Annotated in this window: 14 protein-coding genes; 7 read left to right on the plus strand and 7 right to left on the minus strand. The window is 61.1% G+C overall.

Annotated elements, in window-relative coordinates; translation table 11 throughout:
• Window positions 1-3: 3 nt before the first annotated feature.
• The 3 genes from typA (at window position 4) to RQP54_RS10765 (ending at window position 3,860) form a co-directional block, all read left to right on the plus strand.
• Window positions 4-1,833, plus strand: a complete 1,830-nt coding sequence (gene typA / locus RQP54_RS10755) for a translational GTPase TypA (protein ID WP_315678274.1) — start codon at window positions 4-6, stop codon at window positions 1,831-1,833.
• Between the two features lie 96 nt (window positions 1,834-1,929).
• Window positions 1,930-2,766, plus strand: coding sequence for a DMT family transporter (locus RQP54_RS10760; RefSeq protein ID WP_315678820.1), 837 nt, complete (start codon window positions 1,930-1,932; stop codon window positions 2,764-2,766).
• Window positions 2,751-3,860 carry an enoyl-CoA hydratase/isomerase family protein gene (locus RQP54_RS10765; RefSeq protein ID WP_409997555.1) on the plus strand — a complete coding sequence of 370 codons (1,110 nt, stop codon included), beginning with the start codon at window positions 2,751-2,753 and terminating at the stop codon, window positions 3,858-3,860. The genes RQP54_RS10760 and RQP54_RS10765 overlap by 16 nt, the downstream gene beginning before the upstream one ends.
• Before the next feature lie 36 nt (window positions 3,861-3,896).
• Here the strand turns inward: RQP54_RS10765 and smpB are convergent, their stop codons facing one another.
• The gene (gene smpB, locus RQP54_RS10770) at window positions 3,897-4,370 is read right to left on the minus strand and encodes an SsrA-binding protein SmpB (RefSeq protein WP_315678277.1); all 474 of its coding nucleotides are present in this window, start codon (window positions 4,368-4,370) and stop codon (window positions 3,897-3,899) included.
• Window positions 4,371-4,477: 107 nt separating this feature from the next.
• Between smpB and RQP54_RS10775 the strand changes: the two genes are divergently transcribed.
• Together RQP54_RS10775 and RQP54_RS10780 are read left to right on the plus strand one after the other, a co-directional pair.
• Window positions 4,478-4,921 carry a type II toxin-antitoxin system RatA family toxin gene (locus RQP54_RS10775; RefSeq protein WP_315678278.1) on the plus strand — a complete coding sequence of 148 codons (444 nt, stop codon included), beginning with the start codon at window positions 4,478-4,480 and terminating at the stop codon, window positions 4,919-4,921.
• Entirely contained in the window at window positions 4,914-5,258 is a 345-nt protein-coding gene (locus tag RQP54_RS10780; RefSeq protein WP_409997556.1) for an RnfH family protein, read from the plus strand. Before RQP54_RS10775 ends, RQP54_RS10780 begins: the two co-directional genes overlap by 8 nt.
• A 15-nt stretch (window positions 5,259-5,273) precedes the next feature.
• Here the strand turns inward: RQP54_RS10780 and RQP54_RS10785 are convergent, their stop codons facing one another.
• On the minus strand, window positions 5,274-5,777 hold the full coding sequence (locus RQP54_RS10785) for a DUF4124 domain-containing protein (RefSeq protein ID WP_315678821.1): 504 nt from the start codon (window positions 5,775-5,777) through the stop codon (window positions 5,274-5,276).
• Window positions 5,778-5,879: 102 nt separating this feature from the next.
• Here RQP54_RS10785 and guaB point away from each other — a divergent pair, with 102 nt between their 5' ends.
• Together guaB and guaA are read left to right on the plus strand one after the other, a co-directional pair.
• Window positions 5,880-7,349, plus strand: a complete 1,470-nt coding sequence (gene guaB / locus RQP54_RS10790) for an IMP dehydrogenase (protein ID WP_315678280.1) — start codon at window positions 5,880-5,882, stop codon at window positions 7,347-7,349.
• A gap of 66 nt (window positions 7,350-7,415) precedes the next feature.
• On the plus strand, window positions 7,416-9,035 hold the full coding sequence (guaA, locus tag RQP54_RS10795) for a glutamine-hydrolyzing GMP synthase (RefSeq protein ID WP_315678281.1): 1,620 nt from the start codon (window positions 7,416-7,418) through the stop codon (window positions 9,033-9,035).
• Window positions 9,036-9,075: 40 nt separating this feature from the next.
• Here the strand turns inward: guaA and RQP54_RS10800 are convergent, their stop codons facing one another.
• From RQP54_RS10800 to lptF, 5 genes are read right to left on the minus strand one after another with little or no spacing between them, the layout of a single operon-like run.
• Complete coding sequence (locus tag RQP54_RS10800; protein ID WP_409997557.1) at window positions 9,076-10,254, minus strand: pyridoxal phosphate-dependent aminotransferase; 1,179 nt, start codon at window positions 10,252-10,254, stop codon at window positions 9,076-9,078.
• Window positions 10,232-11,197, minus strand: a complete 966-nt coding sequence (locus tag RQP54_RS10805) for a CysB family HTH-type transcriptional regulator (RefSeq protein WP_315678283.1) — start codon at window positions 11,195-11,197, stop codon at window positions 10,232-10,234. The genes RQP54_RS10800 and RQP54_RS10805 overlap by 23 nt, the downstream gene beginning before the upstream one ends.
• Window positions 11,194-11,586, minus strand: a complete 393-nt coding sequence (locus RQP54_RS10810) for a CbiX/SirB N-terminal domain-containing protein (RefSeq protein ID WP_315678284.1) — start codon at window positions 11,584-11,586, stop codon at window positions 11,194-11,196. Before RQP54_RS10810 ends, RQP54_RS10805 begins: the two co-directional genes overlap by 4 nt.
• On the minus strand, window positions 11,583-12,689 hold the full coding sequence (lptG, locus tag RQP54_RS10815; RefSeq protein ID WP_315678285.1) for an LPS export ABC transporter permease LptG: 1,107 nt from the start codon (window positions 12,687-12,689) through the stop codon (window positions 11,583-11,585). The genes RQP54_RS10810 and lptG overlap by 4 nt, the downstream gene beginning before the upstream one ends.
• Window positions 12,686-13,765: an LPS export ABC transporter permease LptF gene (gene lptF / locus RQP54_RS10820; protein ID WP_315678286.1), complete on the minus strand. Its 1,080-nt coding sequence runs from the start codon at window positions 13,763-13,765 to the stop codon at window positions 12,686-12,688. Before lptF ends, lptG begins: the two co-directional genes overlap by 4 nt.
• Window positions 13,766-13,786: the final 21 nt, after the last annotated feature.

A 13,786-nucleotide genomic window follows, 5' to 3' on the forward strand; every position in this document is an offset into this window, starting at 1 on the left:
TTTATGAGCCGACAAATTCGCAACATCGCCATCATCGCCCACGTGGACCATGGCAAGACCACCATGGTGGACCAGCTGCTGCGCCAGTCCGGTACCTTCGCGGAACACGAGAAGGTGGTCGACACCGTGATGGACAACAACGCGATCGAAAAGGAACGCGGCATCACGATTCTGGCCAAGAACTGCGCCGTGAGCTGGGAAGGTACCCACATCAACATCGTCGACACGCCCGGACACGCGGACTTTGGTGGCGAAGTGGAACGCGCCCTGTCGATGGTGGACAGCGTGCTGCTGCTGATCGACGCCCAGGAAGGCCCCATGCCCCAAACCCGCTTCGTCACCAAGAAGGCGCTGGCCCTGGGCCTGCGCCCCATCGTGGTGGTGAACAAGGTGGACAAGCCCGGTGCGAACCCCGACAAGGTGATCAATGCTGCGTTCGACCTGTTCGATAAGCTCGGCGCCACCGACGAGCAGCTCGACTTCCCCGTGGTGTATGCCTCCGGTATCAATGGCTGGTCTTCGCTGGAAGAAGGCGCACCCGGCGAGCAATGGGGTCCCGATATGTCGGCCCTGTTCAATACCATCCTGAAGCACGTGCCAGCGAACTCGGGTGATCCCAAGGCGCCTCTGCAGCTGCAGATCTCGGCGCTGGACTTCTCCACCTTCGTGGGGCGCATCGGCGTGGGCCGCATCAGCCAGGGCACCTTGAAGCCCATGCAGGACGTGCTCGTCATGGAAGGGCCGGATGGCAAGTCCATCAAGGGCCGCGTCAACCAGGTGCTGACCTTCCAGGGTCTGGACCGCATGCAGACACCGGAAGCCGGCCCTGGCGACATCGTGCTGATCAACGGTATCGAAGAGATCGGTATTGGTGTGACCGTAACGGACCCTGCCAACCCGGCTCCGCTGCCCATGCTCAAGGTAGACGAGCCCACGCTGACCATGAACTTCTGCGTCAACACCAGCCCCTTGGCCGGCCGCGAAGGCAAGTTCGTGACCAGCCGCCAGATCTGGGACCGCCTGCAGAAGGAACTGCAGCACAACGTGGCCCTGCGCGTGAAGGAAACCGACGAAGACGGCATCTTCGAAGTGTCCGGTCGCGGAGAACTGCACCTGACCATCCTGCTGGAAAACATGCGCCGTGAAGGCTACGAGCTGGCCGTTTCCAAGCCGCGCGTGCTGTTCAAGGAAATCAACGGTGAGCGTTGTGAGCCGATCGAAATGGTGACGGCCGACATCGAAGAGCAGCACCAGGGTGGTGTCATGCAGGCTCTGGGCGAGCGCAAGGGTGAACTCGTGAACATGGAGCCGGACGGCCGTGGCCGCGTGCGCCTGGAGTACCGCATCCCGGCCCGTGGTCTGATCGGTTTTTCCAACGAGTTCCTGAATCTCACCCGCGGTTCGGGCCTGATCTCCAACATCTTCGACAGCTACGAGCCGCACAAGGGCGACATCGCCAGCCGCAAGAACGGCGTGCTGATCTCCATGGACGACGGTGAGATCTTCACCTACGCCCTGGGCAAGCTTGATGACCGCGGCCGCATGTTCGTGAAGGCCAATGATCCGGTGTACGAAGGCATGATCGTCGGCATCCACAACCGCGACAATGACCTGGTGGTGAACGCCACCCGTACCAAGCAGCTCACCAACTTCCGCGTCTCCGGCAAGGAAGACGCGATCAAGATCACGCCCCCGATCGAACTCACGCTGGAATACGGCGTCGAGTTCATCGAGGACGATGAACTGGTTGAGATCACGCCGAAGTCGGTGCGTCTGCGCAAGCGCTTCCTGAAAGAGCATGAGCGCAAGCGCGCCAGCCGTGAAGGTCTGTAAAGGCTCCAAGCGCGAGGATCCGGAAACGGCCCTCGCGCTTTTTTCTTGGAGAACCCATTGAGAATTCGGCTCACGCATGCGCAGGCAGTCGGCCTGATGGTGCTTGTCACGATGCTGTGGTCCACCGCCGGTGTGGTGGCGCGCCAGCTGGAATACGCACGTAGCTTTGAAGTCACGTTCTGGCGCTCGCTGTTCACCTTTCTGTGCCTGTCACTGCTGCTACCACTTCTGCAGGGGCCGCGGTTCTGGTCTGGCTTGCGCACAGCCGGGCGGGCGTTCTGGGTTTCGGGCGTCTGCTGGAGTGTGATGTTCACGGCCTTCATGGTGGCGCTCACGCTCACCAGCGTCGGCAACGTGCTGATCACCATGGCGATCGGCCCATTGCTGACCGCGCTGGTCGCCCGCGTGTTCATCGGTCACCACGTGGCAACGCGCACCTGGTTTGCCATCGCAGCAGCGGGAGCGGGCATTGCCTACATGTATGCCACGCAGTTGGATACCCTGAGCTGGGCTGGAACCCTGGTGGCACTGTGTGTGCCTATTGCCGGGGCCACCAACTGGACCGTGACGCAACATGCCCACGAGCAGGGACATGATGTGGACCTGGTCCCGGCGGTATGGGTCGGCGGTGCGCTGTCGAGCCTGGTGACACTTCCTTTGGCTTATCCATTCCAGGCCAGCGGACATGATGTTCTCTTGCTCGGTGGCCTGGGCGTATTCCAGCTAGCCATTCCCTGTGCCCTCAGCGTGGTGTGTGCCCGCGTTCTGAAGGCGCCGGAGGTATCCTTGCTGGCCTTGCTGGAGGTGATCTTCGGTATCCTTCTGGCGTGGCTGGGTGCGGGTGAAACGCCAACGCACTCGGTGCTTTTGGGGGGCGCGGTCGTGATCGGCGCGCTGTTGGTCAATGAGTGGTTGGGATGGAGAGAGCGATGAGCGAACATGTGTTGGCAGAGGTGGTCGGTAGGGTCGGATTCCTGACATTGAATCGGCCCCAGGCCCTCAATGCCCTGAGTCTGGGAATGATCCGAACCATCACCCAATACCTGCTGCAATGGCGTGATGACGAGGCCGTTGACGCGGTGGCCATCCGTGGAGCCAACAAGCAAGGTCCGTTCGGTGGTTTCTGCGCGGGGGGGGACATCCGCTTCTTCCACCAGGCAGCGCTTGCCGGCAATCCGGCGCTGGAAGATTTCTTCACCGAGGAGTACGCGCTCAATTACCTCATCCACACCTATGGCAAGCCCTACATCGCCTTCATGGACGGCATCGTCATGGGGGGAGGGATGGGCATCAGCCAAGGGGGCTCACACCGCATCGTCACCGAGCGCACCAAGATGGCCATGCCCGAGACCAACATCGGACTGTTTCCTGATGTCGGGGGCGGCTACTTCCTGAGTCGTTGCCCGGGCCGCCACGGCGAGTGGTTGGCGCTGACCGGCGAGGTGATCGACGGCGGCAGTGCCGTCGAATTCCGCCTGGCTGATGCGTGGGTTCCATCCGTTAGCCTGCCGGAAATCTGGACCGCATTGGGCCAGTTGCCGCGCGCATGCGGTGACGAGGTTGATGCCCTTGTTGCTACATTTGTGGGAGCGTCAGCCGCAGTGAATACAAGGGCTTCAGGCCAAATTGACCACTATTTCGGCCTCGATGGCGTGGTTGAGATTGTCCATGCGCTGGAAGCCGATTCTGGTGAATGGGCGCAGCACACGGCTGCGCTGTTGCGCAAGCGCTCTCCGCTGATGCTGCATGTGGTGCTGGAACAGGTGCGCCGGGCCCGCGCTATGGAGTTGGCAGACGACCTGCGCATGGAACGCGATCTGGTGCGTCACTGCTTCTACACCGACCACCTGCAGCGCAGTGGCGCCAGCAGTGAAACCGTGGAAGGGGTGCGTGCACTGGCAGTAGACAAGGACCATGCACCGCAGTGGAACCCAGCGCGCATCGAGGATGTCACGCCCGAGATGGTTACTCCGTTTTTCGCCAGCCCTTGGCCTGCCTACGCACATCCGCTGGCCGCGTTGCGCTGACACCTCAATCCGTTGGTCGCCAGGCCTGGCCTGGCTTCAACGGTGGTGCACCTTCATGGCGCGTTCCACCTCGCGCTTGCCTTCGCGGTCCTTGATGGTGTCGCGCTTGTCGTGCTCTGCCTTGCCCTTGGCCAAGGCCATGTCGACCTTGACGCGACCTGTCTTCCAGTGCAGGTTGATGGGTACCAGCGTGTAGCCTTTCTGCTCCACCTTGCCGATCAGTCGCTCTATTTCGGCGCGGTGCATGAGCAGCTTGCGCGTACGCAATTTGTCGGGACTCACATGGGTGGACGCGGTGTGCAGCGGGTTGATCTGCAGCCCGATGATGAACAGCTCACCATTGCGTATGACGATGTACCCGTCGGTCAATTGGACCTTGCCTTCGCGCAAGGATTTGACTTCCCAGCCCTCCAGCACGATGCCAGCCTCGAACCGCTCCTCGAAGAAGTAGTTGAACGAAGCTTTTTTGTTCTCGGCGATCAGTGCCGGCGTTTGGGGTTTCTTGGCCATGGAAAGAAGGTTGGGGCGTTAGCGCCGAAATCAAAGCGTCGGCAGCGGGCCAACGGGCGCGGCAGGGTCGACGGGGGTGACTACAATCCCGCGCAAACCCCCATTCTATGAAAACCGTACACAAGTCCGTCCTCATCTGGTACAGCCCCGAAGAAATGTATGCGCTGGTGACCGATGTGGAGCACTATCCGGCCTTCCTTCCCTGGTGCGACCATGCCCGTGTACTGGAGCATCTGGACCACGGAATGGAGGCCGAAATCGGGATCCTGTTCAGCGGCGTGCGTCAGTCATTTGTGACACGCAACACCCATCAGTCAGGGCGCCAAGTGGACATGACTTTGGTGAAAGGCCCATTCTCGCAGCTCCATGGGCAATGGAACTTCCATGTGCTTGGTGATGGCTCGCAGCGTGCCTGCAAGGTTGAATTGGCCCTGAACTACGGCTTTGACAATCCGGCGCTGGCCAAGGTGGTCGGGCCGGTGTTCGACAAGATAGCGGCCAGCCTCGTGGATGCGTTCGTGAAACGGGCCCAGCAGGTGTATGGTGAATGAGAGCAGCATCACCGTGTCGGTGGTGTATTCGCCGTCGCCACGGGTAGTGCATGAGGTTGCCCTAAGCTTGCCGGATGGCAGTGCGGTACGTCAGGCCATCCTTGCCAGCGGATTGCTGGCTGGGTTGTCAGAGGCTGAGCTCGCAATGCTGGAATGTGGAGTCTGGGGCCGCAAGGTAAGCCTGGGGCACGGCTTGCGCGATGGAGATCGGGTCGAGCTGTACCGCTCACTCAAAGTCGATCCCAAGGAGGCGAGGCGTCTGCGCTTTGCAGGCCAGGGAACCCGGGCTGCAGGCTTGTTCCGCCGTCGCCGGCCCGGCGCAAAGCCTGGTTATTGATGTGACCTGACGTCGTCAGCGGCAATCGGCAGCAATCACTGACTGGATGCGTTTTTCCTCGGCAGCGCGGCTCGCTTCGTCCATGAACTCTCGCTCGCCATTGGCGTTCTGGGTCGAAATACGTACGCCAGTGTCAAAAGTTGCCTTTGCTCGACGTGCGCGGTCGCAGCTTTCCGCACGGGCCTTGGCGATCCTTTCCTCCTCGGCCTTTTTCTTGGCAGCTTCCGCCTGTTCTGCCTGCTTCTTCTTTTCCTCCAGCTTGAGATCGAGCTCTGACTTCTTGGGGGCAGGTGCCGGGAGGCTAGGTGCGGAAACAGTGGCCGATGAAGCCTCCGCATCAGGTGCAGGGGCGGGAGACTTACCCGGGCGCTTCAGGATATTCTTTTCCGGCACGTCGGGTGGAGGGGCTCGGTCACTGAATACCTTGCGACCGTCACGGTCCAACCATTGCCATTGGGCTTGTGCCGCCACGCAGAACAGTGCAACAAGCAAGGCGGGAAAAAGTCGGGCATATCTCATGCCCCGCAGTGTAGCGGCTTGGTTGCGCAACGCCAATCACGGGCTTGTATACGATCGCCTGGCAGGGACAAGGGTACAATCCGGTATTTGGAGCTTTGAACCATGCGCCTGATTGGTAAAGCGCTCACCTTCGACGACGTTCTGTTGGTGCCAGCGTACTCCCAAGTCCTCCCCAAGGACACCTCCCTCGCCACCCGTTTCTCCCGCAATATCAACCTGAACCTGCCCCTCGTGTCTGCCGCCATGGACACGGTGACGGAAGCTCGCTTGGCGATTGCCATCGCCCAGGAAGGCGGAATCGGCATCGTCCACAAGAACATGAGCGCCAAGGAGCAGGCGGCTCAGGTGGCCAAGGTCAAGCGCTATGAATCCGGTGTACTGCGTGACCCCGTCACCATCACCCCCAGCCATACGGTACGCCAGGTCATGGAACTGTCCGATCAATTGGGCGTTTCCGGTTTTCCCGTGTGTGAAGGCAAGCAGGTAGTGGGTTTGGTTACGGGCCGTGACCTGCGCTTCGAGAGTCGCCTGGACCTGCCCGTCAGCCAGATCATGACCCCCAAGGCGAAACTGGTGACCGTGCCCGAGGGCACCACGATTGCCCAGGCCAAGGTGCTGCTGAACCAGCACAAGATCGAGCGTCTGCTGGTCGTGAACGATGCCTTTGAACTCAAGGGCCTGATCACCGTCAAGGACATCACCAAGCAAACCAGTTTCCCCAATGCCGCCCGCGATGCCCAAGGCAAGCTGCGCGTAGGGGCTGCCGTGGGCGTGGGTGAGGGCACCGAAGAACGCGTGGAAGCACTGTCCAACGCGGGTGTGGACGCCATCATCGTCGACACGGCACATGGCCACAGCAAGGGCGTGATCGACCGCGTGCGCTGGGTCAAGCAGAACTTCCCGCACATCGACGTGGTGGGCGGCAACATCGCCACTGGCGCTGCCGCGCTGGCGTTGGTTGAAGCCGGTGCGGATGCCGTCAAGGTCGGTATCGGCCCGGGCTCCATCTGTACCACCCGCATCGTGGCCGGTGTGGGCGTGCCGCAGATCATGGCCGTCGACAGTGTCGCTACGGCGCTGCGCGGCACGGGTGTTCCGCTCATTGCCGACGGCGGCATCCGCTACAGCGGTGACATTGCCAAGGCCATCGCTGCTGGTGCGTCCAGCGTGATGATGGGCGGCATGTTTGCCGGAACCGAAGAGGCCCCTGGTGAAGTTATCCTGTACCAAGGCCGCAGCTACAAGAGTTACCGTGGCATGGGCTCCATCGGGGCCATGCAACAGGGCAGCGCCGACCGTTACTTCCAGGAAAGTAGCACCGGCAACCCCAACGCCGACAAGCTGGTGCCCGAAGGCATTGAAGGCCGCGTGCCGTACAAGGGTTCCATGGTGGCCATCGTGTTCCAGATGGCCGGCGGCATCCGTGCCAGCATGGGTTACTGTGGCTGTGCCACCATTGCCGAAATGCAGGACAAGGCCGAGTTCGTGGAAATTACCGCTGCCGGCATCCGCGAAAGCCACGTGCACGACGTGCAGATCACCAAGGAAGCGCCCAACTACCGGGCTGACTGAACCTGACTACCCAAGCTGCCTGTCGGAGATCCTCCCAGGCAGCTTTTTCCATTTATGGAGCTCCGCATGCAACACCAGAAGATCCTCATCCTCGATTTCGGTTCCCAGGTTACCCAACTCATTGCCCGCCGTGTGCGTGAGGCCCATGTCTATTGCGAGGTGCACCCCTGTGACGTGAGTGACGAGTGGGTGCGCGAATATGCCAAGGACGGTAGCCTCAAGGGCGTGATCCTGTCCGGTAGCCACGCCAGCGTGTATGAGGAAACTACCGACAAGGCTCCGCAGGCCGTGTTTGAACTGGGTGTCCCGGTGCTGGGCATTTGCTACGGCATGCAGACCATGGCGTGGCAGCTCGGCGGCAAGGTTGAAGGTGGCCACAAGCGCGAATTCGGCCACGCCGACGTGCGGGCCCGCGGTCACACGAAGTTGTTCGACGGTATCCAGGACTACGCAACGAGCGAAGGCCACGGCATGCTCACCGTGTGGATGAGCCACGGCGACAAGGTCACCGAGCTACCGCCAGGATTCAAGCTCATGGCCAGCACCGACAGCTGTCCCATTGCCGCCATGGCGGATGAGGAGCGCCGCTTCTATGCCGTGCAATTCCATCCCGAAGTGACCCATACCAAGCAGGGCCGCGCAATCCTGGAGCGCTTCGTGCTGGGTATCTGCGGTACCAAGCCGGACTGGATCATGAATGACCATATCACCGAGGCGGTGGAGGCCATTCGCAAGCAGGTGGGTGACGAAGAGGTGATTCTCGGTTTGTCCGGCGGGGTCGATTCGTCGGTGGCCGCAGCACTCATCCACCGAGCCATCGGTGACCAGTTGACCTGCGTGTTCGTGGACCATGGACTGCTGCGCCTGAACGAAGGCGACATGGTGATGGACATGTTCGAAGGCAAGCTGCATGCCAAGGTCATTCGCGTCGATGCCTCCGAGCTTTTCCTGGGCAAACTGGCCGGAGTGAGCGATCCGGAGCAGAAGCGCAAGATCATCGGCGGTCTGTTTGTGGACGTGTTCAAGGCCGAAGCGGCCAAGCTCAAGGCCGGTACCGGCGGCCACAAGGGCGCAACCTTCCTGGCCCAAGGCACCATCTACCCTGACGTGATTGAGTCGGGTGGTGCCAAGAGCAAGAAGGCCGTCACCATCAAGAGCCACCACAACGTGGGTGGACTGCCCGAGCAACTGGGCCTGAAGCTGCTGGAGCCCTTGCGTGACCTGTTCAAGGATGAAGTGCGCGAACTGGGCGTGGCCTTGGGGCTGCCGCACGAGATGGTCTACCGTCATCCCTTCCCCGGTCCAGGCCTGGGCGTGCGGATTCTGGGCGAAGTGAAAAAAGAGTATGCCGACCTGCTGCGCCGTGCTGACGCCATCTTTATCGAGGAGCTGCGCAACTTCAAGGATGAAGCTACCGGCAAGACCTGGTACGACCTAACCAGCCAAGCGTTTACTGTTTTCTTGCCGGTCAAGAGTGTGGGCGTGATGGGTGATGGCCGCACCTACGACTACGTGGTGGCTCTGCGCGCCGTGCAGACCAGCGACTTCATGACCGCCGACTGGGCTGAGCTACCTTATGCGCTGCTCAAGAAGGTGTCGGGCCGCATCATCAACGAGGTGCGTGGCATCAACCGCGTCACCTACGACGTGAGCTCCAAGCCACCGGCAACGATTGAGTGGGAGTAATCCCGAAACGAAAGCCCGCTGTTGCGGGCTTTTTTGGGGCTTACCGCTGGGGGAGACTCGCCAGCCGCTCCAGTGCGGCCTGAAGTGTCTGGTCTTGCTTAGCGAAGCAGAATCGGACGATCTTCTGGTCGAACCCGTTGCCGTAGAAGGCGCTTAAGGGAATCGCTGCGACGCCGATCTCGCGGGTGAGCCAGTTGCAGAAATCGACTTCGGACTTGTCACTGATTGCGGACACATCGACACACTGGAAATAGGTGCCTTCACAGGGCAGCAGGTGCATACCGGCGTTGGACAGGCCCTGGCGGAACAGGTCGCGCTTGCGTTGGTAAAACGCAGGCAGACCCGTGTGGTGCGTGGCGTTGGCCATGTAGGCAGCCAATCCGTATTGCATCGGGGTGTTTACCGTGAATACATTGAACTGGTGCACCTTTCTGAACTCTGCCATCAGGGCCGCCGGCGCTGCCACATAGCCCACCTTCCACCCGGTGACGTGGTAGGTCTTGCCGAAGCTGGATATCACCACAGACCGCTCTGCCAACTCAGGAAAACGCGCCACACTGGCATGCTGGGCGCCGTCGTAGACCATGTGTTCGTAGACTTCATCACTGATGATCATCGCCTGTGAATCCGCGACGACATTGGTCAGGTTGTGCATGTCTTGCGCCGACCAGACCGTTCCGCTCGGGTTGTGCGGCGTATTGACGATGATGGCGCGGGTGCGGGGGGTGAGGGCGTCACGCAGTCGGTCAAAGTCCGGGCGGAACCTGCCCGGGGTCAGTGGAACGGGCACCGGAACGGCGCCCGCCAGGGTGATCGACGGGACATAGCTGTCGTAGCAGGGCTCCAAAACGATGACTTCATCGCCGGGGTGCACCAGCGCCAGGAGCGTGGTGAGAATGGCCTGTGTGGCCCCGGCCGTTACCGTGATTTCTGTCGCTGGGTCGTAGCGGCGCCCGTAAAGGTTTTCGATCTTGGTCGCTATGGCTTCGCGCAGAAGCGGCACCCCCGGCATCGGCGGATATTGGTTGTGTCCCGCGAGCATGGCCTGGTGGACGGCGTCGATCAAGGCCGGGTCACATCCGAAATCGGGGAAGCCTTGCCCGAGGTTGATGGCCTGGTGTTGCGTGGCCAAGGCCGACATGACGGAAAAGATGGTGGTGCCTACCTGTGGCAGGCGGCTTTGCGGTGCAGCGATGCTAGAGGTCATAGTCGTTGGCATGTCCTTCCATGGACTTGGCAATCAGGTGGCGATCCAGGCGGTCGCTCAGAAGTTCGGCAAACTTGTAGACAAAGTTGCGCAGGTACACCCCGCGCTTGAAGGCCACCCGGGTGACATTGCGACCGAACAGGTGGGCGGCCTCACGCACCACCAATCCGCCAGCGCCGCCGTTGTGCAGGCAGTCCTCACGGATGTCCTGCACCGACATTTCTGCGGCAATGCCCAGGCCCAGACCGAGGCGTACATAGGTCTTGATCACGTCCGAGTCGATGGCTTCCAGGGCGATCTGGGGCGTCAGGCGGCGTTGGGCAAACGCCTGGTCAATGCGCGTGCGGCCGGTGTAGGAGGGGTGGTAGGTCACCAATGGCTCGCCCGCGATGTCTTCCAGGCTGATGCGTTCCTTCTGGGCCAGCGGGTGCTGTGAGGGCAGTACCAGCACATGCTGCCATTCATAGCAGGGTAGCGTGACGAGCTCGGTGTAGTTGCTCAGCGACTCGGTGGCAATACCGATCTCGGCCACCTCTTCGATGAGCATGCGTGCCACCTGGTCGGGCGATCCCTGGTGCAGGCTGATGCTGACCTTGGGGTAGGCATTGCGCAGGGCGGCTACCTTTTCCGGCAGCACATAGCGCGCCTGGGTATGGGTGGTGGCAATGGACAAGGTGCCGTTGTCCTGCGCGCTGTACTGTTCGCCGATGCGCTTGAGGTTGCCCACTTCGCGCATGATGATATCGATGCTCTGGACCACCTGCACGCCAGGCTCGGTGATGCGCTTGAGGCGTTTGCCGTGGCGGGCAAAGATGTCGACGCCGAGCTCCTCTTCAAGCTCGATGATGGCTTTCGAGACGCCCGGTTGTGAGGTATGCAAGGCCTTGGCAGCCTCGGTCAGGTTGAGGTTGCGGCGCACCGCTTCCTGGATGAACTTGAATTGGTGCAGGTTCATGGCTTCGCCGTGATTGACGCGGGGGCCAGGGCAATGGCGCAGAGCGTGTCCAGCAGTTGTTCGTTCTCACCAGCCGCCGGCGTCAGCTCCCACTCGATGGCAGGGTATTGCTCCCGAAGCGCCTGCACCAGTTGTGGCAGGTCTTCGCGAGCATGCTTTCCCATGCCCAGGAACAAGGGCACGATGCGCAGCCGTTGGGCGCCCTGCGTGATCAGGGTTTGTGCGGCCGTTGAGAGATCGGGCGTACTCAGTTCCAGGTAGGCACATTGCACCAGAGCCTGCGGCGCGCGTGCACGGATGCGCTGTGCGACGGCTTCGATGGGGCGGTGCCACAGGGGATCACGGGAGCCGTGGGCAAAGAGGATGATGCCGTCGTGGGAAGTAGTCATCTGCGTAGGACGAGCCAGGAAAATGCGCTCAGCGACAGCACGGAGTAGATCATCCCCGGCAGTGCTGCCGTGAACCATGGCTGCCAGCCATGCAGGTTGCCGAGGTCATTGAGCACGTTGTTGAGCAGCACGAAGCTGATGCCGGCCATCACCCCACCGAAAACATAGGTGGCAATCGAGCCGGAGCGGAAGTGGAAGTAGGCAAACGGCAAGGCCAGAACCACCATGACCAGACAGCTGAGTGGGTAGAACACTTTCTTCCAGAACTGGATCTCGTACTTCTGTGCCGACTGCCCGTTGGACTTGAGATGATGCATGTACTGAAACAGGGCCACCGTTCCCATGCGTTCGGGCTTGAGCACGGCGGCGGCCACCATGTCTGCCGTCAGCTTGGTCGGCCAGCGGAGTTCCTCCTGTTGCGTGCGTGCAATGGTTGCCCGGGTGCTGTCGAGCGCGGGAAAGTCTGCGCGCGCTACCTCGCGGAGTTGCCAATAGTCTCCTTCACCGAAGGTACCGCTCTGCGCACGTGTGATCGAAACCATGAAGCCCTGGTTGTCGTATTCAAAGATCTGCACATCGCGCAGTTGGGTATCGGCACTGAGTGCCCCCACGTTGACGGCATAGTGCCCGTACAGCTGGCGGTCCTTGAGCCAAGCTCCGGTCTTGCCCACCGTCAGGTTGCCGAGAAACTGGGCACGCAGGCGTTGCGCGGTCTTGTCGGCCAGTGGCGCTATGTAGTCGCCGACGGCAAAGGTAAAGAATGTGAATGCCAGGCCCAGCAGGCCCAACGCCCCCAACGCCCGCCACGGCCCCAAGCCGCTGGTACGCAGAATGGTGAACTCCGAGCTTTGGGCAAAGCGGGACATCACGAAGATGGTGCCGATCAGTACCGTGATGGGCAACAGTTCGTAGACATGGGCTGGTGCCATCAGGCCCACGTACAGCAGTGCCTGTGGAATCTGGTAGCCCAGTTTGGCATTGCGCCCGACGTTTTGCAGTTCCTCCACGAAATCAAAAAAGAAGAACAGGGCGATGAAGGCCAGCGTCACCAGAATGACGGCGCCCACAATTTCACCGTACAGGAACTTGCGCAGGGTTTTCATCGCAGCAGGTGCCTCCAACTCCAGGCGTTGTGGCGCAAGGAGAGCCAGCCCAAGGCGGCCAGGAAAACGCCACCATGCAGCAGGCCCATGTACTGCAGGAATCCGATCTGGCCATTGGCGATCCAGTTCTTCCCCATCAGCAGCATATTCAGGTAAACCACAAAGCCCAGGAACGCCAGACCGAGGTTGCCCGACCGGCCCACCCGCGGATTCACCCCGGCCATCGCCAGACCAACGATCACGAGGTTGAACGCTGCCAGCGTGACGCCAACCCGCCACGACAGTTCGGACAGGTGCAGCGGGGTCGGGTTGCGCAGGAGGTCGAGCGTATTGATGGAGGCGGCTGGCACATAGCTGCGCTGCGAATGGTCATCGGTACCGATGCGTGCCGAGTAGCGGCTGAAGGTGCTGATCGTGACCTCCTGGCTCTGGGCATGCTTTTCTACCCGTTGGCCGTTCTCCAGTACCAGAAACTTGCCACCATCGAGCCATTGCACCTGTCCGCTCTTGGCCGAGGTAATGATTTCCTTGTCGGGCTCGCGCGAGACGATGAACACGTTGCGACCGACGGGGTTGTCCTGCTTGTCTTTCTCGATGAAGAACACCCGGTCACCATTGGCTGATTCCTGGAACTGACCGGGTTCGATGCGCGCAAGATCGCTGCGTTTCTCAAACCGGTCGCGCAAGTCTTCGATGCGGCCGAATGCCCAGGGCAGGATCAGGATGGCCAGGGCGAAGATGGCTACCAGAATCGGCCACGAGAAACGCATGAGCGGCTTGATGAGTGCCGCTAAGCCGCGCCCGCTGGCGTGCCAGATGACCATTTCGCTGTCCTTGTACATGCGCGTGAGCACACTCAAGATGGCGATGAACAGGCTCAGGGTCAGTATGGTGGGCAGGTCCGACAGCACGGTGTAGCCCATAATGACCATCACGTCGGCGGGGTCGAAGGTGCCGCGGGAGGCGTCGCCCAGTGTGCGGATGAGCGTCATGGTCACCACGACCGTTACCAGCACGACCAGGGTTGCCCCGAAGCTGCGGGCCAGTTCTTTGCGGACAGAGGATTGGAATAACATCGGGCCAGAAGGAAAACGCCA

Origin of the sequence: Curvibacter sp. APW13 (assembly GCF_032337135.1) — a bacterium.
Taxonomy (GTDB): Bacteria; Pseudomonadota; Gammaproteobacteria; order Burkholderiales; family Burkholderiaceae_C; genus Allorhodoferax.

Coding starts and splice junctions, on each gene's coding strand:
- RQP54_RS10810 (WP_315678284.1), bottom strand. CDS start 11,586: ATGACTACTTCCCACGACGGCATCATCCTCTTTGCCCACGGCTCCCGT.
- typA (WP_315678274.1), top strand. CDS start 4: ATGAGCCGACAAATTCGCAACATCGCCATCATCGCCCACGTGGACCAT.
- RQP54_RS10805 (WP_315678283.1), bottom strand. CDS start 11,197: ATGAACCTGCACCAATTCAAGTTCATCCAGGAAGCGGTGCGCCGCAAC.
- RQP54_RS10800 (WP_409997557.1), bottom strand. CDS start 10,254: ATGCCAACGACTATGACCTCTAGCATCGCTGCACCGCAAAGCCGCCTG.
- guaA (WP_315678281.1), top strand. CDS start 7,416: ATGCAACACCAGAAGATCCTCATCCTCGATTTCGGTTCCCAGGTTACC.
- RQP54_RS10760 (WP_315678820.1), top strand. CDS start 1,930: ATGGTGCTTGTCACGATGCTGTGGTCCACCGCCGGTGTGGTGGCGCGC.
- lptG (WP_315678285.1), bottom strand. CDS start 12,689: ATGAAAACCCTGCGCAAGTTCCTGTACGGTGAAATTGTGGGCGCCGTC.
- lptF (WP_315678286.1), bottom strand. CDS start 13,765: ATGTTATTCCAATCCTCTGTCCGCAAAGAACTGGCCCGCAGCTTCGGG.
- guaB (WP_315678280.1), top strand. CDS start 5,880: ATGCGCCTGATTGGTAAAGCGCTCACCTTCGACGACGTTCTGTTGGTG.
- RQP54_RS10775 (WP_315678278.1), top strand. CDS start 4,478: ATGAAAACCGTACACAAGTCCGTCCTCATCTGGTACAGCCCCGAAGAA.
- smpB (WP_315678277.1), bottom strand. CDS start 4,370: ATGGCCAAGAAACCCCAAACGCCGGCACTGATCGCCGAGAACAAAAAA.
- RQP54_RS10765 (WP_409997555.1), top strand. CDS start 2,751: ATGGAGAGAGCGATGAGCGAACATGTGTTGGCAGAGGTGGTCGGTAGG.
- RQP54_RS10785 (WP_315678821.1), bottom strand. CDS start 5,777: ATGAGATATGCCCGACTTTTTCCCGCCTTGCTTGTTGCACTGTTCTGC.